At 42.9% G+C, this 24,817-nt stretch carries 23 protein-coding genes and 1 pseudogene; 8 read left to right on the top strand and 16 right to left on the bottom strand.

Annotation, left to right across the window (positions count from 1 at the left end; genetic code table 11):
• From MMY95_RS13290 to MMY95_RS13280, 3 genes and pseudogenes are all read right to left on the bottom strand, one after another.
• Nucleotides 1-666, bottom strand: a pseudogene (locus tag MMY95_RS13290) (galactose mutarotase); the annotation flags it as partial.
• A gap of 122 nt (nucleotides 667-788) precedes the next feature.
• Nucleotides 789-1,784 (bottom strand): LacI family DNA-binding transcriptional regulator, encoded by a 996-nt coding sequence (locus tag MMY95_RS13285; RefSeq protein WP_003643067.1) that lies wholly within the window; start codon nucleotides 1,782-1,784, stop codon nucleotides 789-791.
• Nucleotides 1,785-2,110: 326 nt separating this feature from the next.
• Complete coding sequence (locus tag MMY95_RS13280; RefSeq protein ID WP_053267479.1) at nucleotides 2,111-3,133, bottom strand: aldo/keto reductase; 1,023 nt, start codon at nucleotides 3,131-3,133, stop codon at nucleotides 2,111-2,113.
• Between the two features lie 183 nt (nucleotides 3,134-3,316).
• Between MMY95_RS13280 and MMY95_RS13275 the strand changes: the two genes are divergently transcribed.
• On the top strand, nucleotides 3,317-3,685 hold the full coding sequence (locus MMY95_RS13275) for a pyridoxamine 5'-phosphate oxidase family protein (RefSeq protein ID WP_011102185.1): 369 nt from the start codon (nucleotides 3,317-3,319) through the stop codon (nucleotides 3,683-3,685).
• 64 nt (nucleotides 3,686-3,749) lie between these two features.
• On the opposite strand, the gene MMY95_RS13270 is transcribed toward MMY95_RS13275, so the two are convergent.
• Genes MMY95_RS13270 through MMY95_RS13255 form a run of 4 tightly spaced genes read right to left on the bottom strand, consistent with a single transcriptional unit; the run spans nucleotide 3,750 to nucleotide 8,690 of the window.
• Nucleotides 3,750-6,041 (bottom strand): FAD-dependent oxidoreductase, encoded by a 2,292-nt coding sequence (locus MMY95_RS13270; RefSeq protein WP_202861200.1) that lies wholly within the window; start codon nucleotides 6,039-6,041, stop codon nucleotides 3,750-3,752.
• The gene (locus MMY95_RS13265; RefSeq protein WP_003643071.1) at nucleotides 6,034-6,990 is read right to left on the bottom strand and encodes an FAD:protein FMN transferase; all 957 of its coding nucleotides are present in this window, start codon (nucleotides 6,988-6,990) and stop codon (nucleotides 6,034-6,036) included. The genes MMY95_RS13270 and MMY95_RS13265 overlap by 8 nt, the downstream gene beginning before the upstream one ends.
• Before the next feature lie 33 nt (nucleotides 6,991-7,023).
• Nucleotides 7,024-7,782, bottom strand: a complete 759-nt coding sequence (gene aroD, locus MMY95_RS13260) for a type I 3-dehydroquinate dehydratase (RefSeq protein WP_015826115.1) — start codon at nucleotides 7,780-7,782, stop codon at nucleotides 7,024-7,026.
• A gap of 23 nt (nucleotides 7,783-7,805) precedes the next feature.
• Nucleotides 7,806-8,690, bottom strand: a complete 885-nt coding sequence (locus tag MMY95_RS13255) for a shikimate dehydrogenase (protein WP_104796021.1) — start codon at nucleotides 8,688-8,690, stop codon at nucleotides 7,806-7,808.
• Between the two features lie 138 nt (nucleotides 8,691-8,828).
• Here MMY95_RS13255 and MMY95_RS13250 point away from each other — a divergent pair, with 138 nt between their 5' ends.
• Entirely contained in the window at nucleotides 8,829-9,758 is a 930-nt protein-coding gene (locus MMY95_RS13250) for a LysR family transcriptional regulator (RefSeq protein WP_003643563.1), read from the top strand.
• Between the two features lie 33 nt (nucleotides 9,759-9,791).
• Here MMY95_RS13250 and MMY95_RS13245 read toward each other — a convergent pair whose 3' ends face one another.
• The 5 genes from MMY95_RS13245 to MMY95_RS13225 form a co-directional block, all read right to left on the bottom strand.
• Nucleotides 9,792-11,033: an MFS transporter gene (locus MMY95_RS13245; protein WP_003643564.1), complete on the bottom strand. Its 1,242-nt coding sequence runs from the start codon at nucleotides 11,031-11,033 to the stop codon at nucleotides 9,792-9,794.
• A 1-nt stretch (nucleotide 11,034) separates the two neighbouring features.
• The gene (gene aroE, locus MMY95_RS13240; protein ID WP_003643076.1) at nucleotides 11,035-11,919 is read right to left on the bottom strand and encodes a shikimate dehydrogenase; all 885 of its coding nucleotides are present in this window, start codon (nucleotides 11,917-11,919) and stop codon (nucleotides 11,035-11,037) included.
• A gap of 17 nt (nucleotides 11,920-11,936) precedes the next feature.
• Nucleotides 11,937-12,821 carry a shikimate dehydrogenase gene (locus MMY95_RS13235; protein WP_003643077.1) on the bottom strand — a complete coding sequence of 295 codons (885 nt, stop codon included), beginning with the start codon at nucleotides 12,819-12,821 and terminating at the stop codon, nucleotides 11,937-11,939.
• A gap of 87 nt (nucleotides 12,822-12,908) precedes the next feature.
• Nucleotides 12,909-13,748, bottom strand: coding sequence for an SDR family oxidoreductase (locus tag MMY95_RS13230; RefSeq protein ID WP_003643078.1), 840 nt, complete (start codon nucleotides 13,746-13,748; stop codon nucleotides 12,909-12,911).
• Between the two features lie 27 nt (nucleotides 13,749-13,775).
• Nucleotides 13,776-14,627, bottom strand: a complete 852-nt coding sequence (locus MMY95_RS13225) for a sugar phosphate isomerase/epimerase (RefSeq protein WP_011102192.1) — start codon at nucleotides 14,625-14,627, stop codon at nucleotides 13,776-13,778.
• Nucleotides 14,628-14,850: 223 nt separating this feature from the next.
• On the opposite strand from MMY95_RS13225, the gene MMY95_RS13220 reads away from it, so the two are divergent.
• Nucleotides 14,851-15,756: a LysR family transcriptional regulator gene (locus MMY95_RS13220; protein WP_003643080.1), complete on the top strand. Its 906-nt coding sequence runs from the start codon at nucleotides 14,851-14,853 to the stop codon at nucleotides 15,754-15,756.
• Between the two features lie 267 nt (nucleotides 15,757-16,023).
• On the top strand, nucleotides 16,024-17,247 hold the full coding sequence (locus MMY95_RS13215) for an MFS transporter (RefSeq protein WP_003643081.1): 1,224 nt from the start codon (nucleotides 16,024-16,026) through the stop codon (nucleotides 17,245-17,247).
• A 122-nt stretch (nucleotides 17,248-17,369) separates the two neighbouring features.
• Here the strand turns inward: MMY95_RS13215 and MMY95_RS13210 are convergent, their stop codons facing one another.
• From MMY95_RS13210 to MMY95_RS13200, 3 genes are read right to left on the bottom strand one after another with little or no spacing between them, the layout of a single operon-like run.
• Nucleotides 17,370-17,741 (bottom strand): hypothetical protein, encoded by a 372-nt coding sequence (locus tag MMY95_RS13210; protein ID WP_003643082.1) that lies wholly within the window; start codon nucleotides 17,739-17,741, stop codon nucleotides 17,370-17,372.
• Nucleotides 17,734-18,525, bottom strand: coding sequence for an alpha/beta fold hydrolase (locus MMY95_RS13205; protein WP_003643083.1), 792 nt, complete (start codon nucleotides 18,523-18,525; stop codon nucleotides 17,734-17,736). Before MMY95_RS13205 ends, MMY95_RS13210 begins: the two co-directional genes overlap by 8 nt.
• Nucleotides 18,526-18,554: 29 nt before the next feature.
• The gene (locus MMY95_RS13200; protein ID WP_241277703.1) at nucleotides 18,555-19,286 is read right to left on the bottom strand and encodes a GntR family transcriptional regulator; all 732 of its coding nucleotides are present in this window, start codon (nucleotides 19,284-19,286) and stop codon (nucleotides 18,555-18,557) included.
• A gap of 221 nt (nucleotides 19,287-19,507) precedes the next feature.
• Between MMY95_RS13200 and MMY95_RS13195 the strand changes: the two genes are divergently transcribed.
• From MMY95_RS13195 to MMY95_RS13180, 4 genes are all read left to right on the top strand, one after another.
• On the top strand, nucleotides 19,508-20,845 hold the full coding sequence (locus tag MMY95_RS13195) for a PTS transporter subunit EIIC (RefSeq protein WP_104796024.1): 1,338 nt from the start codon (nucleotides 19,508-19,510) through the stop codon (nucleotides 20,843-20,845).
• A 204-nt stretch (nucleotides 20,846-21,049) separates the two neighbouring features.
• Nucleotides 21,050-21,952, top strand: a complete 903-nt coding sequence (gene murQ, locus MMY95_RS13190; protein ID WP_024272406.1) for an N-acetylmuramic acid 6-phosphate etherase — start codon at nucleotides 21,050-21,052, stop codon at nucleotides 21,950-21,952.
• Between the two features lie 11 nt (nucleotides 21,953-21,963).
• On the top strand, nucleotides 21,964-22,872 hold the full coding sequence (locus tag MMY95_RS13185; RefSeq protein ID WP_021356546.1) for a BadF/BadG/BcrA/BcrD ATPase family protein: 909 nt from the start codon (nucleotides 21,964-21,966) through the stop codon (nucleotides 22,870-22,872).
• Nucleotides 22,869-23,957, top strand: coding sequence for a MupG family TIM beta-alpha barrel fold protein (locus MMY95_RS13180; protein WP_241277702.1), 1,089 nt, complete (start codon nucleotides 22,869-22,871; stop codon nucleotides 23,955-23,957). The genes MMY95_RS13185 and MMY95_RS13180 overlap by 4 nt, the downstream gene beginning before the upstream one ends.
• A gap of 321 nt (nucleotides 23,958-24,278) precedes the next feature.
• Here the strand turns inward: MMY95_RS13180 and MMY95_RS13175 are convergent.
• The coding region (locus MMY95_RS13175) for a DNA-binding response regulator (RefSeq protein WP_241277701.1) at nucleotides 24,279-24,817 on the bottom strand (539 nt) is incomplete at its 5' end.

The following is a 24,817-nucleotide window of genomic DNA, read 5'->3' as shown; positions in this document are numbered from 1 at the left end:
GCCTTTAACTGCTAATTCCTTACCAGTTGGGACTTTTTCATCATCAAATTCCAAGTGAGCTGCACTCGTAATCTGTAATTTTTGTTGGGCCAAACTGGTCCGATCATCAGTTGTGTTCCAATAAACGTGATTAGTTGGATTAAAGAGGGTTGCTGCATCAGTATCACCGGTAAATGCAATGGATACTTGATCCTGATTATCTAATGTAAACTTGATAGCGACATCCATATTTCCCGGGTAATTATCATCACTGGCGTTGATATGCTTCTTCAAAGTCACACTGACACTATCATTGGTTTGGCTAAAAGCACCTTCAAAGTTCAGCGTGTTAAAACCATGATTCCCGCCGTGTAGCGAATGGGTTTGTTCGTTCATATCAACTTGATAGGATTGATCATCGATTTTGAACTTAGCGCCGCCAATCCGGCCAGCAACCCGACCAATTGATTGACATAGGCAGTATCCCACTCGTTGATAGTCAGTCATGTTATCAAGGCCCCAAATCAAGGGATGCTCAACGCCGTCTTCATTGACGACGAATTCTTGCCACGTCCCACCATAACTAAGGACCGAGATACGAGTTTGATGGTCATTGACCAGCGTATAACGCATTACATCTTGACCATCTAGTTGGTCAAACACCGTTTTTTTAGTTTCCAAAATCATGCACCTCCGTGTTATTTAAACCGCTTTCATTTAGAAGTATACCAGAATTTCTTGAAGTTGAGTAAAACTTTTAGTTAAAACACCAAAAGAACGATCTGGTTTCTATCCCAGATCGCCCTTCACTACTTGGAACTTGCTCGCTCAACCAGATTAGTACCCAGCTCAACCCGTTGTGTCGTTGTTCGCCCTGCTAGTCGACTGATGACCAAATTAACTGCGGTCGCCCCCATTAACTCAGTATCTACGTTAACTGCGCTTAATTCGGGATAAACGAATGTCGCCAGCGAAGTATTGTTAAAGCTAAATAGCTTCACTCGTTCTGGCACCTGGATGCCACTAGCTTGCAACGCTTTAAGCGCACCTGCCGCCATCGGATCATTTGCCACAAAGAAGGCTCCTGGTAGCTGGTCTCCCAACTTACGAATGGCTTTTTGCATCATTTTAAACCCAGATTCACTAGTATAATCGCCCTTAAAAACGAACTTAGGATCAAACGCATGCCGTCGTTCCATCGCGGCCCGAAAACCTAGCATGCGTCGATCAACTACCGCTAACTGATGGTCGGTTGTCATTTCTTGACCGTGAATAAAGCCAATATGATGAAAGTTGCGTTGCCAAAAATAATCGACAACTTTTTCTGTGGCCAACCGAAAATCAGTAATGACACTATCAAAACCAGCATCAAACTGATCATCATCTACGAATACTAAGTTGTCAGTTACTGATGCCAAGTCCTTGACTTGTGGCTCGCTGAACTTTCCAACTGCAATCACTGCATCTACGTCTGGTCCCAATTCTTGTAAATTATTTTGGAAAATCCGAGTCACTTCAAACTGATTATCCTGTCCACGACGTTCAATCCCCATCCGGACCGACATATAATACAAATCATCTTGTTCCTTAGATTCCGAATACCATTGAACAATAGCAAGTCGCTTACGCGCCGTCGTGACAGTATGCCGTTTATTTTTTGAATACTGTAATGCTTCTGCTGCATCTAGAATTCGTTGGCGCGTTGTATCACTAACAGACAATGACTGATCTTTGTTTAACACGCGCGATACCGTTGCCAATGATACGCCAACTTTATTTGCAATATCTTTTAGCGTCGCCGCCATGAATTGGCCCCCTTAAATTCAAACTAATTCTTACTACCATCTAAAGTCGCTATCGCATGATTTATTTGCAAATTATTTTAATTTTCAAGTATTGCGCCGAACTTCAACGCATAATCGTGATAACTATCATGTAAAACTTTATCATTAATTGTGAAAATTGGCGAATTTAAACACTAATTTATTTAGTAAAGGCCCCCCTGTGCGTGCAAATCTGCAAAACTATGTTATTCTTAACTTAACTATTAGGTACAGAAAGGGCCATATCCTCGGATATGGCCCTTTCTTTTGCGGCTCTATAACATTGACTATAGCGAATTGCGCAAACGCTATGATCGACCAGCATTCCAATCAATTGCCGGTTGTTCGGTAAGAATCTGTTCAATCGTTGCTAATTCTGATTCACTAAATTTCAACTTTTCCAATGCAGCAACGTTATTAACCACCTGCTCTGGCCGGCTAGCACCAATCAAGACACTTGCTAAGGCTGGCTGACGTAGGTTCCAAGCCAAAGCCATTTGAGCTAAGCTTTGCTCCCGTTGTTGCGCGACTTCATTTAAGCGCTTTACCGTAGCTAGTGTCTGTTCTACCTGGACTGGACTCAAAAATGGAATTGTTTGCTTATTGGCCCGTGAATCTGTCGTGATTCCGTGCAGATACTTGTCCGTCAATAACCCCTGTGATAGTGAGCTAAAGCCAACCGCCGCCTTATGAGTTGCTTGTAGAACGGGGAACAAGTCCTGTTCCACCTGTCGATTAAACATATTATAGCGTGGTTGGTGAATAATGTATGGGGTTCCTAATGATTCAAATATCTTGGTCATAGCAGCCGTCTGCTTGCCATTATAATTTGAAATGCCTACATACAATGTCTTACCCTGCCGTACTAGCTGATCAAGCGCAGCGGCCGTCTCCTCCATTGGTGTTTCAGGATCAGGACGGTGACTATAAAAAATATCAAAGTAGTCTAAACCAGTTCGCTGAAGACTCTGATCAGCACTGGCAATAATACTTTTTCGTGACCCCCAATTGCCGTATGGTCCCGGCCACATCACATAGCCCGCTTTACTAGCAATGACCATTTCGTCACGGTATGACCGCATATCGGTAGCCATAATACGACCAAAATTCGTTTCTGCACTGCCGGGCTCCGGGCCATAGTTATTGGCTAAGTCGTAGTAGGTAATTCCCAAATCAAAAGCTTGATGAATGATTGCCTTTTGATTAGCGATCGGATCAACGCTTCCAAAATTATTCCAAAGACCTAGCCCGATTGCTGACAGCTTCAAACCACTATTGCCTACTCGATTATAAATCATATGGTCATAGCGCTTCTGGCTTGCTTGATACATATTAAACACCCTCTCGTTATTCGTTCCTAGCTAAAGTTACCGCTTTCATTAGTAAAAAGCAACGCCTGGTTTTACCATGCTACCTCCGCTAAGATTATTGAGACATCGAACACTCTCGCTTGATAATTTATATATATCAATTACAATATATTATGAGAATATAAACGTAAAGGAGTACTTATTATGGACCCTAAATTTATTGAAGTTATCAAAGACACGACCCCCGCAACCATCGTTACGGTCAACGCCGCACCAGCACACGTCGTCAACACCTGGAGTCATTATATGCAACTTATCGATGATCATACCCTATTGATCCCATCGGCTGGCATGCACTCAATTGAGGCCGATTTTGCTACCGACAACCACATTACAATTGCTGTCGGTAGTTACAAGGTTCCCGGCACAACTGGTACTGGCTGTGGTTTCCACATTCATGGTACCGGCAAGTTTGAAACTAGTGGCGCTTATTTCGATCAAATGCATACTAAGTTTGATTGGATTCGCGCGACCCTGGTTGTCACAATCGACGACGTGGAACAAAAGATTTAACAACTAAAATCTAGACTAAAAGAACGTACACGAGTTGTGTACGTTCTTTTAGTCTAGATAGTAGTTAATTCGTCACTGTCTTCTTAGATGCTAATTCAAGCCCCTCTAAAAAGTGCCCAAAGCACTGCTTCAAGAAGTGTTCACTACCGTCATCATTCAGATGATCGTTCTCATCAAACTTATTGCCGGCTTGAGGTAACATGAACTCGTTACCAGGCATAACTTTGGCATCCACACCGGGTGAGTCCAAAATCTGTCGTAAGTTCATCTGAGCACGTACCGTACCTTGAATACCTAACGAAGTCCCAACAATCATCACTGGTTTGTCTTTGAATGGATGTTCTGCACAGGACAGCCATTCAATGGCACTCTTCAAGGCAGCTGGAATCGAATGATCATATTCTGGCACGCCAAAGACGACACCATCAGCGGCTTCAATCTTAGCGGCTAACGCTTTTACACTTGCCGGTTCCCGATCCATATCATCTTCATTGAATAGCGGTAAATCTTTAATTTCACAAATTTCAAAATTAACTTGCGTTTCAAATAATTCTTTCATGGCATACAACAACTTACGGTTATATGATTTTGAAGCGTTAGTCCCCACAATGGCCACAATATTGGCTTCGTCATCGCCCGCGGTTGCCTGCCGCTGAGCGTTTTCGCTAGCCGCGGCGCCGGCAACGTAACCCGACGAAATCCCCCAAGTATTCATCATACTTGGCATTGAATCATGTCCGTTAGCGCCGCCGATGATTTCCCCCGCACCAAAGTAATTAGCTACCGGTGCATTTTTAGTCGTTACCAATTGCAAGTTATCAGCATCAACACTATAGCCACCTAAAGTCGTCGCAAAGCGATCACGTTGTTCAATGATGTAGAATGTTTCACCTTCAAATTGGTGCAAGTACTTCGGATCACGACCGAAATCATGATCGTGACCATCTTGAACATAGCCTTGATAATTTTTGACCGTGTGGACTAATTCATCAACCACAATTCCGGCCTGCTCAGCAGCACTTTCCAAAGAACCCTTAACAAATACTGGCCGTTTACCCTTATTCTCAAAGAAGCTCTTAATTTCTTCTGGTGTGAAATCATGCAGGATCAGTAGGTCGTAAACTTTCTTCCAAGTCCGTTCATCCATTACTAGGTAAGCAACTTTATCCGCTTGTTTAAGGATGGCATTCCGAAAAGTCGTATAAACATTTGATTCGTTAACGATTCGATCACCCTTAGAGTTAACGTAAATTGCACCCATATCAGTTGCTTGTTTCGACGCGTACGTGGTCAATTTAGCAACGCCTGGTTCCACTTCAACACCATGTGGATACAGCTTGTACCAACCTAAATCGTGCGTTTGCAAATCCAAATCACCATTAAATTGATAGGCATCCCCAGTGGAAGTCATTGGGCCATAATAATCAATGCCTTCGCTTTCAGTACCACGCATCTTTTGGTTAGCTCCATGACCACCTGCAGCAAGCACAACTGAACGTGCCTTGATGTTGACTGTTTGGTCCTTTTGAGCAGCAATCACACCGCGTAACTTTTTATCGTTGTCCAACATAAGCTTCTCGACTCGAGTATCCAACATAATTTGACCACCCGCAGCAGCAAACGCCTTCGAAACTTTTTGAATGAATTCATAGCTACTTGCTGAAGGTAGTTCAATCTGACGGTTAATCGAATGTTCTGGCGTTTGCGTCTGTGCTTTTTGATAATGTAAATCTGCAAACTTACTAATAAAATCAATGGCTGGACCAATGTTATGCACCATTAGGTCGGTCAAAGCTGGATAGTTCGTCTCCAAGCTTTCACGAGCAACATCTTGTGCCAACATTTCTGGCGTATCATGATTATTATCAAAAATTTGCGCAGCAACATCAGACCCGGTACCAACAACGTTAGAACCATTCAGAATCGTCGCACCACCAAGATAGCCGTTCTTTTCAACTAAGATAACCTTCTGACCCATTGTCAACGCTCGACAGCCAGCGACTAAGCCCGCTTCTCCGCCACCAATAATGAGCACGTCGGTCCGCAAGTTTTGCGTCTTGGGGGCTTTTTTCTTAGGAACTGGCTGCACATCAACACCAGCATCGGTTACAGCCTTATCTGCCGACTTAAGTAACGCTTGGGTCATCACCGTTGCACCACTAATTGTGTCAACATTGAATGATTGTTCCGTAATGATATTTTGTTTCAATTTATCAATGACTTGGTTAAAGATCCCCGACGTTTCGGAATGCTTTAATATTTTCAAATCCTCAATCTTATTATCTTGCACGTCAACTTCATAATTGATAATACCGTTGTGGCCCATTGCTTGGCCGGTAATTTGTTTTTTACTCAATAGTAAACACTCCTTTGCGTCGCGGCGTTAAGCCACTGGTAACTGTTACCTGTTGTTCATGATCAATAAAAATTGCTTCCGTATGTGGCAACTGTTCGATTAGTTGACAACCACGGTTTGGCCCTTCAAAGTAGGCCACCGTTGATAACACTTCAGCTAATTCTGACCGTTCAGTTATAATCGACACCTGATCAACTTGATTTTCAACCGGATAACCAGTTCGCGGATCAAGGATATGGTGGTAGCGGTGATTGCCAATTTTAAAATATCGTTCGAAGATACCTGACGTCACTACCGTTCTAGCAGGCGTTTCAACCTGTAGCGCTGGATAGCCACGTGGCGCTTCGGGTGCTTGAATTCCAACTTGCCAACGCCGATTATCGGTTAGCGGATTGGCCCCTAATAGCTTAACGTTACCACCAAGATTAACAATAGCGCTGGTAATGCCAGCCTGCTGTAACTGCTTAACGACCTGATCGGCAAAATACCCCTTGGCAATCGCACCAAGATCTAATTGCATGCCAGATTGACGCAAGTAGATACTCGATTGGGCTTCATCTAGGATAACTTCGTGCGTATCTAATAAGGCTAATCGTTGGCTAATTCCCTTGGCCGCTGGTACTTGATGCCCACCAAAACCAATCTTCCAAAGTTTAACCAACGGTCCAATTAGCACATTAAAACTATCCGCATATTGCTTTGTGTACTTAATAGCATCCGACACTAGTTGAAAGCATTCAGTGCTAACCAAAACTGGATGAATACCGGCATATTGATTGATCGCAGCTAATTCTGAATCGGCACGATTGACAGAAAAGACACCATCCATCCGCTGCAAGTAATCATAGACCGCTTCGACCGCTAACTGATTCGGCTCAAATAATGTCAGCGAGATGACGGTTCCCATCATCGTAAATTGTGAAACATACTTTTTTTGTGTCCCAATCATCACTCTGACCTCACGATTTCTTTCAGTTATGCTTTAATTTAACTTCAGATCTTCCAATTCCGGCCGTAAATTTTCAAGTGCAATTTGCCCAGGTGCCGAAGCCGCCCCGACCGTTGCAAATGATAAACAAGAGCCGAACACTTCACCAGCAAGCCGTGACACTTTTCCTAAGTCACCCATCGACATTGTGATTACTGGCTGTGGTAGTGTTTGGCGTGCAATATTAGTCGCTGTCAGTAATGTTAAGACATCCTCCACCGATTGTGGCATCACAGCCATCTTAGCAACGTCAGCACCATAATCGACCATACTAGTAAGGCGCTTAACGATCTCAGCAACCGCCGGCGTTTTATCAAAATCATGATTACTCATGATCACAACTACTTGATGCTCATGAGCTGCTGCAACAATTTGCTTAACAGCTTGTTCGTCATGGTAACGTTCAACATCTAATGCATCCGTGAACCCACCATCTAAGACCGTCTCACACAGTTTAAAATACTCAGTATCTGATAGTGCTAATTCGCCGCCTTCACCTTTAGTTCGGAAAGTAGTTAATAAGGCAATATCACCTAAAGCCTGACGAAGTTGCTGACCGGCCGATTTCAACTGTTCTGGATTAGTTACATCCTTGAAAAAATCAATTCGCCATTCAACGACATCTGGCTGTGCAGCTAAAATCGGTGTCGTCGCTGCTAAAATATCATTAATCGTCGTTCCTGTGATAGGCACTGCCAACTTAGGTCGACCACTACCAAGTTCAATATTTCGTAGCTTTATCGCTGGTTGCATCTTAACTTGCCTCCTGTCATCAATTATTTATCCTGATCATCACTAAACAGAATCTGATGAATGTAATCAACTGGCATGTCTTCGCCAGTCCACAGCTTAAAGGCTGCTGCACCTTGTTCAAGCATCATACCTAAACCATTGTAAACATGCTTCAATCCTGCTTGACGAGCTACCTTCATTAATTTAGTCGTTCGTGGTGCATATACTGTATCAAACACAATTTGGTCTGAGCTGAACCAACTAGGATCGTCCACAAGCGTCTTATCTTCAAGTGGTTTCATTCCAACACCTGTCGAATTAGTATAGATATAAGAGCTTTGGATTTCCCGTTTGAAATCATCACGATCTTCTAATGAGTGTAAAGTGGCGTGACAGTCGGTCTGCTCATTAATTAGTTTAACGTTCCGTTCGGCATTTGCCCATGTTGCATCGTGCATATTAAAAATAGATATTTCTTTGACACCATCCAATGCAGCCTGCACTGCGATCGCAGTCCCGGCACCACCAGCACCAGCTAGCGTCATTTTATGTTCGCGAATATCCAAGCCTTCATCCGCGAGCGCTTTCATAAATCCGATGCCATCAGTCGTATAACCTGTTAAAACACCATCATCATTAACAATTGTATTAACCGCACCCACCATTTTAGCTGCTGGATCAAGCTTATCAAGCAATGGAATCACTTTTTGCTTGTTTGGCATTGAAATATTGGAGCCACGCATATCAAGTGTTCTGATTGACTCAATTGCACTTGGCAGCGTTTCATTCGTCACTTCAAATGCTAAGTAAGCGTAATTTAGTCCTAATTTAGCAAAAGCATTGTTATGCATAGTTGGGGACATTGAATGACGAATTGGATACGCCATTAAACCAATCAGTAAAGTATGCCCATCAATTCGTTCTGCCATGAAAAACCACTCCTAAATATTATTTTTATCTGTTTGTTACTCAATTCACTTGTTATGTTAGCAAATTAGTTTAATATAATAAATATGGATGAGTTGTTTAAATCATCAAAGTTATCTATGAGTAAAGGAGCATTCCTCATGAATTTAAGACATTTAGTTTTTTTCAAAGAGCTAGCTCGAACACAACATATGGCAAAGGCTGCCGAAAACTTAGGTATCTCACAGCCTTCGTTGAGTTATGCCATCAAAAAACTCGAACACGAATTGGGTGTTCCACTTTTTGAAGCAGATGGCCGTAATATCAAGTTAACATCAATTGGCGGTGTTTATTTGAAATACGTCACTGCTACTTTAAATGATTTATCACAAGGCAACGAACTCGTCAAACAACTTATGGATCCAGATACCGGTCATGTTAAATTAGGATTTACCTACACCCTTGGACAGCAACTAGTTCCTGAGTTACTGTCCCATTTCAAAAATCAAAGCGAAAATCAAGCAATTACTTTTGAGCTTGGTCAAGGAAACTCCGGTGTGCTCCTGCAAGCACTAGCCGATGAAAAATACGACATCGTTCTAGCCTCTAACGTCGATAGACTGGGTGAGCAGCTAACTGCCCATCTCTTTGACTTTATCCCACTAGTTCAACAAGAAATTGTTGCAGTTGTTCCAAATGATCATCCCGCGGTACAAAAAAATCCGCTACACGTTGAAGACCTAGCACCTTATCCAATGATCTTATTTTCACAGAATAGCGGCTTGCGACCATTAATCGACCAAATCCTATCAGCAGCCCACGTTCAGCCCAAGGTAGCTTATGAAGTAGAAGAAGATCATACTATGGCTGGGTTTGTTCGTTACAATATGGGTGTTGCGTTAATGCCCTACTTACCACTTTTAAATCCCGAGCGTGTTCAAATCAAACACTTAGCTGATCAGCCATTACAACATCAAATTTACTTAGTCGTTCGTCGCAGTGGTTTTATTACACCTGCCGTCCACCGTTTCCAAGAGTTTATTCGCAGTTATTGTTGGCAACATTACACTAATCAAGAACGATCAATCTAAAAATTGCGCCTTTATTGAAGGCGCAATTTTTAATTAACTTTCAACACCGGAAGCAGCCGACGTACGTGTTGACCGACCACCATGTTTCACAATCAATGCTAAACCAACCCCAATTAACGTAATCACAATGTTCATTAGAATTATCATCCGTGGCGCATCAGCACCGGTAACTTTTGTCAAGTATGCCGCAGCTGATAATACAGCATAATTAGCCACGCTTGAGGCAATCATTACAAGGGATGTCGCTAGACCTTTACTATCTGGAAAGAAACCAATGGTCGTAGAGGTCGCCAATTGTAGTACCCCACCAGCAGCAGCGTAACCAATAACAAAACTACCAATATAGAGAATGACTGGATTATTAATGAAATAACATAACATTAACATGACGATTGAAATACTTGGATATAGTACTAATACGGTCGTCTCTTTCAGCCCCATATGGATAAACTGAGCAGTTAATAAGACCGCTACCGTTGCACCAACCGCATAAAATGATTGCAGGATACTGGGGTCTTTGATTCCGTAACTAGCTCCTAGCTCTTGATTGCAATTCAACCAAATCATAAACGTCGCTGAACTAGTAAAACCAATTAAAATTGATGCAATCGCAGCTGGTGTGAAACGATGCTTCGGTTTGTCAGTAGTCGTTTTAGCCTCAGCAGTTGCTTTATCTTGCTTAGGAAATGGTAAAACCAGAACTAAGATTGCATCAGCAATCATTAAAATTCCACACCCGATAAAAATGACTCGATATGACATTTGAGCACTAGCAACCAAACCAATAACGAACGGCAATACAAACTGAGCAACCGTTATGGCAAACTTTGTAAATAGATTTGCAATTGAGGCCGATTTAGGAAAGATTTCCATCACACTTGGTGACACACAGGTATCCAAGAACGAATTAGCAATCCCGTTAATAATACCAATAGCATACGCCCACCACATGCTGTGAACTGTGATCATCCCAAAAAAGAATACGGCGTACAACGCAATTCCAATGAAACCACTGATACGACGCCCAATCCTATCAGAGACTGGACCAGCAAATGGGTAAGCAATCAGCCGTCCCAGACCATAGGCAGCAATGACAGAAACTACCATACTAACATCAATGGTTCCGTTAGCCAGCGTGGATGCGCCCCACGCCTTTGCAAACTCAGTTTTATACTGTCCCATTATTGAAGAGGCAATTCCTAAAATAAAGTAAGCAAAGTACAATGCCAATGCTGTTACATAATATTTACGGTTTGAATTTGTGTTACTTGTCATCTTAACGTCCCCCATCATCTGAGAAGAACCGTTGCGTTACTTCTTCAACGGGCATTTCTTGGCCTGTGTACAATTTGAACGCTGCGGCACCTTGCCAAACCAGCATCCCCTTACCGCCAATTGTTTTGCTTCCATGTTCAGCTGCATCTGCTAACATTTTTGTGGTAACAGGATTATAAACAGTATCTGTCACAACTAAATCAGAACGAAAAACGGTCATATCCTTAATATTAGTTTGTTCAACATTCGGTGCCATACCGGCCTTGGTTGCGTTAGCCAAAATATCACTTTGTGCAATTGCTTGTGTCAAGACTTCCTGGTCATTAATATCGCCTACAGTAACTTGGCATGCGGGAACTTTATCCATGATCTTTTGAGCCGTTAACTCAGCATTTTGATAAAACGAGTCCTTAGGATTAAAGATATGAATCGCCTGAGCGCCATCTAGTGCCATTTGAACGGCAATTGCTGTAGCAGCACCACCAGCACCTAACACCGTAAGGCGCTTTCCCTGTGGGTCAACACCATGCTGGCGTAGATTTTCAACATAGCCCGCACCGTCCGTATTATGACCAACTAACACGCCATCATTATTGACAATCGTATTCACAGCACCGATTAATTCTGCAGCTGGTGACAATTCATCAACTAATTCTGCAGCAACCTTTTTACAAGGCATCGTTACGTTAGCACCACGCATATTTAAAACGCGCATTTTAGTTAACGCACTGGCCATTTCATCAGCCTGAATGTCAAAAGCCAGGTATGCATCATTAATACCTGCCTTTTCAAAACTGTAGTTATACATTGCTGGTGAGCCTGAATGGCCAACCGGCGAGCCGAAAAGGCCTAGCATAGTTGTGTGTCCATCAATTCGTGCTTCCATCTTTTTATTGCCCCTTTCTAATGCTGCTTAGCTGCTTGACGTGCCTCGTAGGCTTGATATTCGGCCGTTGGCATAGCCTTACCTGTAAAGAGTGTGTATGCTGCATCACCTTGCCACAATAACATGCCTTTCCCCGGCGCTACCGTGCATCCTAATGCCTCGGCGTCTTCAATTAACTTGGTCTTTAGGGGGTTGTAAACAGTATCCGCAACAACCAAGTCTGAACGTAAATAGCTTGGATCGACTAATGATTGACCGTCCAGCGGCTTCATACCAACAATAGTAGCGTTAACCAGAATATCAGCCTTCTCAATCTCAGCTTTTAACTTGTCTTGGTCTTCTAGATGATAGACGTTAACGTCGACTTCTGGCTTTGCTTCCTTAATCTTCTTTTGAGTGTTTTCGGCATTCGCATAAAAGTCGTCCTCACGGTTAAAAATAGCCAATGATTTAGCACCATCTAATGCACATTGAACTTGTAGCGCCGTAGCAGCACCACCAGCACCAATCACGACTAGCTTTTTACCAGCAATATCTACACCGTTCTCTTTCAGATTGCGTACAAAACCAATGCCATCCGTAATATGACCTGTCAACTTACCATTATCGTTAACAATGACATTAATAGCCCCCACAATCTTTGCGGCCGGTGACAACTCATCAACAAGTGTTGCGGCAACGCCCTTACATGGCATCGTTACGTTGCTACCGCGAACCTTAAATAATCGTAATGCATCAATCGCTTCTGGCATTTGTGCTTTTTTAACATCAAAAGCTAAATATGCATAGTCTAATCCTTGCTCTTGAAAGCTAAAGTTATACATCGCCGGTGAACCTGAATGACCTACTGGAGAGCCGAGTAAGGTAAATAAACCAGTGGTACCTGAAATTCGTTTTTCCATAATTGTTATCTCCTCTTAATTAATAAAGAAAGAGACCGAGACAGTCGTCCCAGTCTCATCCACGAGTTCATGTAACTGAATTAATTTCTATTTTTTCGCTGGTTGATGATGATCAATCGCGTATTGACGACGACCACCTGGCTTTGGAATCATGTCAGAAATCATCATATTCAAACCACCATCAACGGTCACTTCACCACCATTAGTGTAGTCAGAACGGTCACTAGCCATGAATAAGACCGTATTAGCAATATCATCCAAAGTCCCAATGCGGCGACTAGCCACTAACCGCTCACGGCCCTCTTCAACTTTAGGATCACTGTAAAAGTTCTCAGATAACGGCGTCTTAACCAGACAAGGTAAGACACAGTTACTCCGAACACCATACTGTCCCCATTCAGCAGCCATTTGCTTAGACATCATATTAACCGCTGCTTTAGTTGTACTATAGGCCCCACTATATGTTTCAGGATAACGTGACGCTACGGTTGAGATGTGTACCATCGCACCATGTTTCTGTTGAATCATGACGCGACCAAACCGTTGTGACATTAAGAAGTAACCCGTTAAGTTAACATTCAAGGCAGCTTGCCATTCATCCAAACGCAAGTCTTCAAGTGGTGAGAAGCGTAAAATAGCAGCCGTATTAACTAGCACATCGACTTCACCAAACTTATCAGTCACGGCCTTAACAGCAGCATCAACTTCCTCTTCGTTAGTCGTATTGCACTTAACGGCCAACGTTTCAACGCCATACTTTTCTGTCAATTTCTTTGCGTACGCTTCGGTTTTATCCGCAATCATATCAATCAAGACAATTTTGGCACCCTGCTTAGCAAACTCTTCACAGAACTTGGTACCCATACCACCAACAGCACCCGTAATTGCAACAACTTTATCCGTTAATCCTAACCAATTATTATTCATTAATAATCACTCCTTATAATCAAATATCTAAGCTTGAACTGGGTCTTTTAAAATTTCAGGCCACGCTTCCTTTAAAACAGACACAGTCTGCTTATAGGTGTAATCCGCAACGTAATCAATACCCTTAGCCATGTATTGATCAGAGATTACTTCGACACCAATCACCTTAGGATCAACACCTGCATCTTTTATCATCTTGACAAACCCAGCGGTATCCAAATCACCAGCACCTGGAGCCAACCGATCATGCATTGATTCATCCCGTAAGATAGAATCAGCATATGGCCGAGTATATGCATCATCAATTTGAATTGAAATAACCCGCTTTGCTTGTTCCTCGGTCAACAAGTCATATGGTTGGTTGGCTCGTACCCAATGCCACATATCTAGTAACATATATACATTGTCACAGTTGGCTTTTTGCATAATCTTCCAAGTCTTGTCCAAGTTAGGTAAGCCACTGTAAGGCATTGGTTCCAATGCAATAATTAAATCACCCGCCCGGGCTGCTAATTCTTGTAACTTCTTTGCTGTATAGTCAATATCATAATCTTCCATCAATCCGGTATTAATATGCTTTACACCAAATAATTCACACATATGGAAGCAAGCCTGTTCCTTATATTTTTGTTCGTATGTGCGCGTTGCTTCACACCACTGAACAATATATTCGACTTCGGTGCAACGAATATTATACTTATCCAAAATAGCGAGAATATCATCGTCCGTTAAACCTTCGTTCAAGGCATCCACGTAAGTTTCAGCGCGTAACCCAATGCCATCGTAACCAGCAGCACTAGCCGCTTTGCAACGATCTTCAAATGTACATTGATCACCAAGTGTCCAGGAACTAATTGTAATTGGATGTGATTTTGTCATAATAATTTCCTCCAAATAGTGGATTCGACACATGCATGTTTTGTGATTCACATAATTTATTTTACAAGTTAAATGTAATCGCTATCACTCGACTCGTCCAATTGCTTTTAGTTGGGGCTATCCATAGCCAAAAGTTATTAATTCTGTTATATTAACCGTAGTTGTTAACTTTTGAGTATCAATCGTTACCCGTCAGAATGAACTTCGGGAGGTTATTTCTATCATGAATTTGGATCATTTACGATACTTCGTCGCATTATCAAGAACTGAAAACTATACACAAACTGCCAAGCTGTTACATATTACACAACCAAGTTTAACTAAAGCCATACACTCCTTAGAAGCAGAATTGAACATTGATCTCTTTCAAAAAGCCGGACGTAGTGTTACTTTAACTCCTGCTGGTAAGGTTTTCGCTAGTGATGTCGAATCCGCACTCCTACTACTCGACAAAAGTGTGACTAATATTAAACGTTTTGATCAACAAAAAGCCCCCATTCGTATTGCCGCACTCCGAACACTAAGTATTAAGTGGTTGCCAGATATTGCCCAGCGTTTTCTTCAACTAAGCCCCCATGCCGCTGTCCAATTTCAATTCAACACTGATACTGGCCTGTCCCCAGATATTCTGAACGGTTTACGTAACAACAAATATGATGTTGCTTTTTGCTCAAAGATGGATCACTTTAGCGATATCGAGTTTTTTCCCGTCGCTGAACAAACTATGGTTTGCATCACACCAACTACACACCCACTGGCAAACCGCTCCAGTATCAATTTGGCAGAAACATTAGCCTATCCCCAAATCACTTTTTCGCAACGCAGTGGACTTCATCCAATTATGCAAAAACTATTTAACGACTGTGGCGGTCAACCCATTAGTGCATATGCCGTAGAAGAAGATCAGGCCATCGCCGGTTTAGTGGCCAGCGGTTTTGGAATTGCCGTTGTACCTAATATGTCTATTCTTCAAACCATGCCAGTCAAGATTATTCCATTGTCATTTCCAACATGGCAACGAATTTTGTACATGGGTACCCTTAAGCACCGTACACCTCAACCCGCTGTTGAAGAGTTCATCACCTTCGTTCGTGATCAAAGCAAAACACTCTCTGTTAACAATATTTAACTCTGAACCAATAAAATCGCATTCGATTAATAGCTTCTAGCTATCGATTGAATGCGATTTTGTTATTAGACACTTCTCGAGACCGTGTTAAAATTTGAAGTGAATCAACGATTGTGAATTTAGTATCAATTAAAAATATTAATAATTATAAACCGTTTACTTGATTGATTTTTCAACATTTATATTGGATATTAAAAATGCCATTTTTGTTGCTTATAACGTTTAAAAATGCACACTTTGTGAAAATAAGAATTGGTGGGTGATACTATGGAACTTAAAGAAAAGCAGGATATAACCATGAAACATAAGACATATTTACCATTAGCTGCCGGAATTTATTTAAATTATGCTATTTTAGGAATGGCTACTATTATTGTGTCTCAATACGGGACTCAATTCCAAGCACTATGGCACACTGATGTTAAAGGGCTCTCAACTGTCATTGCAATGATTGGAATTGGCCGCTTATTGACAATTCTCATTGCGGGTTATCTTTCTGATCGCTTGGGGCGTAAGGGAACTATGTTAATCGGTATGGTTGCACAAATTCTATTTCTTATGGGCCTGTTCTTTAGTACTAATCTCATCAGTGCTTGCATCGCTGCACTCTTTATGGGCGCAACCAATTCCTTTGGTGATACAGCTAGTTATCCAGCACTGACAGATGCTTTCCAAGAGCAAGCTGCTAGCATGAATTCGTTAGTAAAAGCGGCCATGTCTCTTGCACAATTCGTCCTGCCGTTCATTGTTGCTGCTCAGCCAAACGCTCAAATCACACTAGTCGTCATGGTAGTTGTGATGGTTTTAGATATCATCTTAATTGGACTTGCCAGCTTCGCACCACAAACATTAACTCAAAAACACACTAAAATTAGCGACGAGCCTAAAACAACCATTAATCCTAGTGGCAATCAGCCTTCTATGTTAATTGATGGTAGTTTGCTAATAATTGTTGGTTTTACACTTTCATTTACGTTTTACATTTTCTCTCAATACGCACCAAACTTCGGTAGTAGCGTCTTAAAGTTGGGGCTAAACAGCTCTAAATCACTAATTTCATGGTATGCAATGGCCTCACTAGTATCCGTTTTTATTACCTCCTCATTAGTAACTCGCATTAAGCCAATCAAGTTGATCTTTGCTTACACTCTGATTTCGTTCCTAGCATTACTCCAAATGGTGGTTATCCCTAGTGCTGACGGTGCTCGGTTAACTGCCATTGCAATTGGCTTCTTCGCAGCCGGAGGTATTTGGCAATTAGGATTAACTTTACTAAGCCAATACTTTCCAGCTGAGAAAGGTAAGGTGACTGGCTACTATAGTTTTGCTACTGCACTGACATTCTTTGTAGGTCCATTAGTCTCTAGCTTCATCATTGATGACACAGCTGTCAGTGTTCTACATGTTTTCGAAATCGATACTGGCGTGACGCTACTCAGTCTTGTAATCGTTATCATCTTGATGATTCGAAATCGCAAGTTTTCTATGTAAAACAGCATAAAAATTAGTAAAATGGCTATAGATTGAGGAACTTGATTGCTCAATCTGTAGCCATTTTACTATTCAATAATATCGTTAATCTCATAGTGCCAACTTCACACCTGACAAACCACTCACCGACTAACACTCACCAAGATCTGAACCACCACCATCAAAGTCGCCAGAATATCCAACACCCAGCTGCTCCACACATAGTAGTTCTCCATTGGCCGATATTTTTGGCGGGTTACCTTGAGATTTTTTTCATATAACCGGTTGAAGAAGATAAATAGCCAGATAAAGAACCACAGAATCAGGCAAAAGACGGGATAAATGAAGATATTGCTCTTGATTCCCCACGGCGTCAGACTGGTGACAGCGGTTGGCACGTAGACACGATTAGGTAGCAGTGGATATGCGATAATTGCCAATAATAGCGGTAATAAAGCTAATCCCGTCTGCCGCCACAAATTATAGTGGCCGTGCTCATCTTTAACATTAAACATTGCGCCAACCTCCCTTAATTAACCAGTGCATCGCAAATGGTAATTGATGATTCCAGAGCCGCCAATCATGGTGACCCGGTTGTAACTGCCATTCAAACTGGTCTTTAAACACAGCCGCCAACTCTGGCTTGAAGGCTTCATCCATTGACCGTAACATATCTTGATCACCCGTCGCCATTAGAACACGTAACGTCCCCCAGTTTGTCGGTTGCTGTACCAAGTAAGACAAATCCGCTGGCGTCCCTTGCATCTGTGCTGGTGAGAAAGCCAGCTCAAGGTCTGGCATAATTGCCGATTGTTCCACGTGAAACCTTTTGAGATCCGTCACCGGTGATAGTGCCGCGACAGCCGCAAACCGCTGCGGATAGGTAAAGGCATAACGTAATGCCCCATAGCCACCCATGGAGTTCCCCAACAAATAATTGTCTTCCGGTCGTGCCGACAACGGGAAGATATAACGCATTCGTGTTGGTAACTCGTGGGTCAAGTAATCCCAATAGCGTGGACCATGGACCATATTCGTATAAAATCCCCGCCCCGTTTCCGGCATGACGACCGCTACTCGGTATTGCGTTGCCAGTAGTTCGATTTCCGTTCGCCGTAACCACGACGTTGCGTCCCCACCTAAGCCATGCAACAGCCACACAGTTGGAAGTTGCTGTTCACCACTACTGTAGTCTGGTAAAATTTGTCCGACCGCGTTCACTGGTTCCGGCAAGATAACTTGGACTTGCACTGACTGTCGTAACACGTTGGAATAAAAGTTATTGCTATGAATTGACATTGTGTGCCACTCCTCTCTTTATGCATCGATCATCGAATTCGGTTAGGATCTACCGACTTGGAATCACTAGTTAGCGCCAGCCCAAAATAGTTAGGCAACATGTAACTAACGGTATATTCCAACGTGCCTTCCCCTTGAAATACCCACCGTTCGATCTTAATCACCATCGTATCCAGACTCACGTGCAAATAATCCGCAATTCGTTGATTAGGAACGCAGGTCGCCGCATATTCTTGCTCAAAGGGCTGGCGTGATAAATCAAGCTGCGCATGTTTCCTAATTAGTGCATAAATCGAATGTACGGCCCGTAACTTCTTCATTGCTGTGGCAGGAATCAGCGTCGCCAAATACCACGACTGCGAAAATTCAAATGGTGCGTGTCTAATTTCGCGTAATCGCTCTAAATACCAGGTTGTCGATTCAGTCGTAAACTTAGCCCGTGTTGGTAGTGGCGTCGTCTGATTGGCCACTAAGATTGCAACCTGTTCCTCATCAACATCGTATGTATGGGTATCCGTAATTCGTACCGCAGTCCCCCGATTAAATTTGGAAACAAAGCTGCCCTTACCCTGAATACGATAAATATAACCCTGATCGGCTAACATATTCAGTACCCGCACGACTGTCGTGGAACTGACTTGATACTTCTTCCGTAGCTCACTCTCGCTATAAAACGGATCATTCTTTCGAAAATGGTTCGTGTTCAATTCCAGAATCAAGGCACTTAAAATGGTTTGATAAATTGGTTCTTTACGACTCATGGCTGCCCCCCCTTATTATTAACTTAATACATTAAATGTCTATACTTAATCAAAATTTACCCATGTCAATTAACTAACAACAATGAAAGCGTTAACTATACTGTTATATTATGCTATACTCACTCATGAAATCAAGTTAATGTGTTAACTCAAATCAAAAAGGGAGGACTTAATTCAACACTAACTTGTCATTACTAATTTGTTAAGGAGATGAATGAATTATGGATAATTCACGTACGTGGAAAGATAAGACGATTGATGTCATGAGTAAGATCGCAGCCAACCGTTATTTACGTGCTATTCGAGACGGAATGGCCGTCATTATTCCAGTTACCATCGTTGGCTCATTCTTTACGATCGTCACGCAACTACCTATTACTGCTTGGACAAACTTTATTAAACCCTATGCCGCTGGTTTAGCAATTCCAATTAATTTTTCAATGGGGTTTATGGCTATTTACGCCGCGTTTGCCATTGCAGGTCGGTTAGCTGAAGATTATCACTTCGATCATATTTCAACCGGGGTCGTCTCAGTGATGGTCTTTCTATTGTTGGCAGTTAAACCAATTACGACCACCCCAGCAGCTTTCAAAGCGTTAGGACTAAAGGCCGCTGCCACCGTGGTGCCGCTAACACACTTCGGGGCTGCGGGGTTATTTACAGCAATGCTCGCTGGGATTTTAACGGCCGAAGTGACTCGGATCTGCCGCGACCATCACCGCGTCATTACATTACCAGATGGAGTCCCACCGGCTGTTGCAGCTTCATTCTCAGCTTTGATTCCCGCGACTTTCTTAATCGTTGGTGCTTGGGTCATTCACGTTGGTTTGAACTTTGACGTTAATGCTTTCCTACAATGGGTCTTCAGCCCATTAGCCTACTTTGGTCGTGACAATTTACTTTCAGTTATCGTACCAATCCTCTTAACTGATATTGTTTGGCTATTCGGGATTCACGGTGCTGCTTTAGCCACCCCAATCTTCTGGCCATTATGGTATCCAAACCTGAACGATAACTTAGCTGCCATTTCCAAAGGTGCAACTGCTGCAACGGTTCCTCACTTCATGACTGAACAATTTTTCCAATGGTTCGTCTACATTGGTGGTGCTGGGGCAACACTGTCTCTCTGTATCTTATTAGCATTTTTCTCTAAGTCCGCTTACGGTAAAACAATTGGACGGGTTACCATTATCCCAGGGATCTTCAACATCAACGAACCCGTTATCTTTGGTGTTCCAATTGTCATGAACCCATACTTTGCAATCCCATTTGTCCTCGCACCGTTAACCATGGGGATTATCACTTGGGCTGCAACTGTTCTACATCTCGTTAGTCGGACAGTAGCTTTAGTTCCATGGACATTACCAGGACCAATTGGGGCGTTGATGACCACTGCTTGGGACTGGCGAGCAGCCGTTCTATGTATTATTAATATTATTGTGGCCACCTTTATCTATTACCCATTCTTCAAGATTTGGGATCGTAACCAATTGAAGACTGAACAAGACGCTGCTAAAGCCGATGCTGAAAAAGCAGCTCCAGCAGCCGTTGCCGAATAATAGATTGCACAAAAATCACACGGATTTGTCATTACGGTATGCTTAAACTAACGACTACTTTCAATGAACATGATTGCTTATTTGCTGACAATCGGTCTGACTTTAGCGCCAACCGTAATTAGCCATTATGATCATGATTCTGGGAGGACTGCTGCATTGGTCGCAGTCCTCTTTGTACATATTCTAAGAAACGAGGGAAAACGATTGAAATCTAATATTAACCAACTTACTACTGAGGGTCGTAACCCTGCCAGTAACGACTTAGACGAAATGTCGATCCTAGCAATTGCCCAGTTAATGAATCAAGAAGACGCTAAAGTTAGTCAAAGCATCACACCCGAACTACCACAAATTGCCGCCGCTATTACACTTATCGTCACTGCCTTTAAAGCTAACGGCCGCTTAATTTACATGGGCGCTGGTACTAGCGGCCGCCTAGGCGTTTTAGACGCTGCTGAATGTGTCCCAACATTTGGTACTGAGCCAGAGATGGTTCAAGGACTCATTGCTGGCGGGGCTCAAGCTATGACGGTCGCCGTTGAAGGTGCTGAGGATAATCCTAATTTAGGCGCACAAGACTTGAAAGATCTGACCTTAACTGCTAATGATGCCGTGGTCGGCCTGGCAGCAAGTGGTCGCACACCTTATGTTATCGGTGCACTGGACTACGCACAACAAATTGGTGCGGCGACGATCAGTCTAGCCTGCAATAATCAGGCACTAATCAGTCAACACGCTCAGGTTGCCATTGAAGTAACCCCCGGCCCTGAAGTTCTCGCTGGTTCAACACGTTTGAAAGCTGGCACGGCAGAAAAGATGGTCCTTAACATGCTATCGACAATTTCGATGGCCAAGATCGGCAAAGTTTACCATAACTTGATGGTGGACGTTAAACCAACTAACGAAAAACTCGTGATTCGCGCGAAACACATGATCGAACTGGCCACCGGAGTTTCTGCCGATGAAGCCAGCGAACTATTCGCTGCAGCTCATCAAAACGTTAAGACAGCGATTGTCATGAACTTGGCTGGCGTCTCTGTCAGCGACGCCGAGCAGCGTTTGCAGCGCGCACACGGTGTCGTTCGTGACGCACTCGCACTGCAATGAGGAGGTCTAAAATGACATATTTAATTGGCGTTGACTGTGGTGGCACGCACATCGTTGGTCAAACTTGGACGACAGCCCCCGAGCATCTGGTCCAAAGCGTTACGGGTGGACCTGGTAACGTTGTCCTAGACTACTCTGCTGCCGTTACTAACTTAACCACTGTCTTAGACCAGCTCACTGCCGCAATTCCAGCTAGTCATCTTGGGTTGATTTTAATCGGAATTGCTGGAATTGAAACTGCTGGCCGGGCTGATCAGGTCCAACAAACCATCACCCAACGTTACCACGCTAATACCCAGGTCATAAGCGATGCAAAACTGGCCCTACTGAACGGTCTTGCAGGAGCAGACGGCACCTTAGTGATCGCCGGCACGGGCTCGGTCGTTTATGGCCGCCAAGCCGGGAAATTTCTGCGCGTTGGCGGCTGGGGTTACGTTTTAGGTGACGAAGGCAGTGCCTACGACATTAGCAAGCGGGCACTTAAACTGGTTCTGACCCAGACTGATAACGGTCAAACTAGTCAACTAACAGCTCCCCTATTGGCACAACTTAAAGTTACCGATGTTGCTGCCGCCGTCCAGAAATTTTACGCTCAAGATCGACAAACTAACGCTCAATTAGCACAGTTAATCGCCAAACTGGCCGAGCAACAAAATTCTGAAGCCATCACGGTATTAGTCACGTCAGCCCAAGCACTGGCACAACAAGTCGTTACCTTATATCAGCGGTTTGCAGAGTCCCGGCCACAACGGGTCGCCCTCTCTGGTTCCGTTTTAAAACACAATCGCCTGGTCCGCGACACGTTAACGACGACAGTGCACCAGTCAATACCAACAATTGCATTTAACGATATTACAACTAACAACGCCCACGCCGTCATCTATTGGCACCGGTGGACTCAGGAGGAAATTAATTCATGACAATGCGTCAACTAGGTTTATCCATTTATCCCGATCATAGCGACTTTGAAGAAAACGCCGCTTATCTCAAATTAGGCCAACACTACGGCTTCACTCGAATTTTTATGAGCATGCTGGAAGTATCTGGTACGGTCGCCGAAACCAAAGCTAAGTACCAGAAAATCATTGACGTTGGAAATCAGTTGGGTTACCAAACGATTTTGGACGTTTCACCACGGATTTTTAAACAACTAGGAATTTTCTATAAAGATCTAAAGTTTTTCGCTGATTTACACGTCGCCGGTATTCGACTAGATGAGGGTTTCGATGGCGCGACCGAGGCGCTGCTCTCGTATAATCCGTACGGCTTGATCATCGAACTTAATATGAGTAATGACGTCGATTATCTGAATAATATTCTCAGCTACCAAGCAAACGTCCCATTTATTTATGGCTGCCATAATTTCTATCCCCAAGTTGGAACCGCACTACCTTACAACTTTTTCGTTAAGTGTAGCGAACGTTTTCGTAAGTTCGGCATTCACTCCGCCGCTTTCGTGGCAAGTCAGGTTGGTACGATGGGGCCATGGAACGTCAACGATGGTCTGCCAACATTGGAAGCTGATCGGCGCTTACCAATCGCCGTCCAGGCCAAGCATCTCTTCGCTTCCGGACTAATCGACGATGTAATTATCGGTAACGCTTATGCGAGTGAAGCCGAACTGGCCGCATTATCAGCAATCAATCGGTATCAAGTACAATTTCACATTGAATTTGAAGCCCAGACGAATGCAATCGAAAGAACCATTGCCTTGACCCCACAACATTTTCGCCGTGGCGATATTAATCCAAATGTCATCCGTTCAACCATGCCCCGTGTGACCTACAAGGAAACGCCCAACAGTCCACACGATAATGATGTAGAATTTCAGCGTGGCGACGTATTAGTAGGCAACGACAACTTCGGCATTTATAAAAATGAATTGCAAATCGTCTTACAACCCCACTGTGAACCCCGAAAGAATCGGATTGGTCGGATTGCACCTGAGGAACTGTTACTGCTTGACTTTATTAAGCCTTGGAGTAAGTTCCGGTTTGTGGATTGAAATTAAGTTTCCTGTTAAAGAATCATAAAATCCGCTCGAAGTTTGGAGAAGACTTCGGGCGGATTTTTGGTCTATGTGCGATCAAGCCATTGATACTCTACTGATTTGATCATTTTTAAAATACTAAACTTACCGGCCTCTTCGCTTTGATTAATTAGATAATATGTGGCTCGTCCCTTGTAAACTAATTTTTCAAATTTAAATCAAATTCAAGGATGCGTATAAAATCTGCATCGGCAAGAATATCTTTTGTATTTCAAATATAAATCAAAAGAATTGACAGATTTAGAAAAGTGGATCACAACACTAATTGATGCCTAATCACTCACGATTACTATTCGGTAATAGTTCTGCATGCTCACGAAACTGGACTGGTGAGAAGCCTGTCTTCTTACGAAATAACCGACTAAAGTAATGTGGATCTTCATACCCGACTTTATTAGCAATCGCTGTTACCGTGTATTGTAATGTTAAATTACGAAGCAACTCTTGTGCTTTTTGAATCCGATACTCTATTAAATATTCAGAAAATGTTCGGCCATATGTCTGTTTAAGTTGCCTGCTCAAATACCCCTCATTTACAAATAACGCACTTGCAACCTGACTTAGTGAAAGGCCCTTTTCAGAATAATGCGTCTCGATATAATCTTTAACATTCATCGCTAGACTACGGGAAGTACCTTCATCCACAACCGTACGTTTATCGGTTATTAAGCATTGCTGGAACGCAATCATCAATTTTTTCAAATCAGATCGTGGGATTGGTTTTAATAAATAATCTAGAACCTTCAACTTAATAGCGCGACGCGCAAAATCAAAATCATCAAAACCACTTATAATGACAATTAGCATATCAGGGT

The sequence above is a fragment of the Lactiplantibacillus sp. ME-2 genome, from assembly GCF_022549155.1.
Taxonomy (GTDB): domain Bacteria; phylum Bacillota; class Bacilli; order Lactobacillales; family Lactobacillaceae; genus Lactiplantibacillus; species Lactiplantibacillus plantarum.
Note: the sequence above shows the minus strand (reverse complement) of the source record. Positions and strands in the feature narration are given on the sequence as shown.

Bases quoted from the DNA above. Each gene is read 5' to 3' on its own strand.
- MMY95_RS13195 (WP_104796024.1), top strand. From the start codon at position 19,508: ATGGATAATTCACGTACGTGGAAAGATAAGACGATTGATGTCATGAGT.
- MMY95_RS13225 (WP_011102192.1), bottom strand. From the start codon at position 14,627: ATGACAAAATCACATCCAATTACAATTAGTTCCTGGACACTTGGTGAT.
- MMY95_RS13245 (WP_003643564.1), bottom strand. From the start codon at position 11,033: ATGACAAGTAACACAAATTCAAACCGTAAATATTATGTAACAGCATTG.
- MMY95_RS13205 (WP_003643083.1), bottom strand. From the start codon at position 18,525: ATGTCAATTCATAGCAATAACTTTTATTCCAACGTGTTACGACAGTCA.
- MMY95_RS13280 (WP_053267479.1), bottom strand. From the start codon at position 3,133: ATGTATCAAGCAAGCCAGAAGCGCTATGACCATATGATTTATAATCGA.
- MMY95_RS13180 (WP_241277702.1), top strand. From the start codon at position 22,869: ATGACAATGCGTCAACTAGGTTTATCCATTTATCCCGATCATAGCGAC.
- aroD (WP_015826115.1), bottom strand. From the start codon at position 7,782: ATGCAACCAGCGATAAAGCTACGAAATATTGAACTTGGTAGTGGTCGA.
- MMY95_RS13255 (WP_104796021.1), bottom strand. From the start codon at position 8,690: ATGGCAGAACGAATTGATGGGCATACTTTACTGATTGGTTTAATGGCG.
- MMY95_RS13250 (WP_003643563.1), top strand. From the start codon at position 8,829: ATGAATTTAAGACATTTAGTTTTTTTCAAAGAGCTAGCTCGAACACAA.
- MMY95_RS13285 (WP_003643067.1), bottom strand. From the start codon at position 1,784: ATGGCGGCGACGCTAAAAGATATTGCAAATAAAGTTGGCGTATCATTG.
- MMY95_RS13235 (WP_003643077.1), bottom strand. From the start codon at position 12,821: ATGGAAAAACGAATTTCAGGTACCACTGGTTTATTTACCTTACTCGGC.
- MMY95_RS13275 (WP_011102185.1), top strand. From the start codon at position 3,317: ATGGACCCTAAATTTATTGAAGTTATCAAAGACACGACCCCCGCAACC.
- MMY95_RS13200 (WP_241277703.1), bottom strand. From the start codon at position 19,286: ATGAGTCGTAAAGAACCAATTTATCAAACCATTTTAAGTGCCTTGATT.
- MMY95_RS13230 (WP_003643078.1), bottom strand. From the start codon at position 13,748: ATGAATAATAATTGGTTAGGATTAACGGATAAAGTTGTTGCAATTACG.
- aroE (WP_003643076.1), bottom strand. From the start codon at position 11,919: ATGGAAGCACGAATTGATGGACACACAACTATGCTAGGCCTTTTCGGC.
- MMY95_RS13210 (WP_003643082.1), bottom strand. From the start codon at position 17,741: ATGTTTAATGTTAAAGATGAGCACGGCCACTATAATTTGTGGCGGCAG.
- MMY95_RS13265 (WP_003643071.1), bottom strand. From the start codon at position 6,990: ATGATTGGGACACAAAAAAAGTATGTTTCACAATTTACGATGATGGGA.
- MMY95_RS13215 (WP_003643081.1), top strand. From the start codon at position 16,024: ATGGAACTTAAAGAAAAGCAGGATATAACCATGAAACATAAGACATAT.
- MMY95_RS13220 (WP_003643080.1), top strand. From the start codon at position 14,851: ATGAATTTGGATCATTTACGATACTTCGTCGCATTATCAAGAACTGAA.
- MMY95_RS13185 (WP_021356546.1), top strand. From the start codon at position 21,964: ATGACATATTTAATTGGCGTTGACTGTGGTGGCACGCACATCGTTGGT.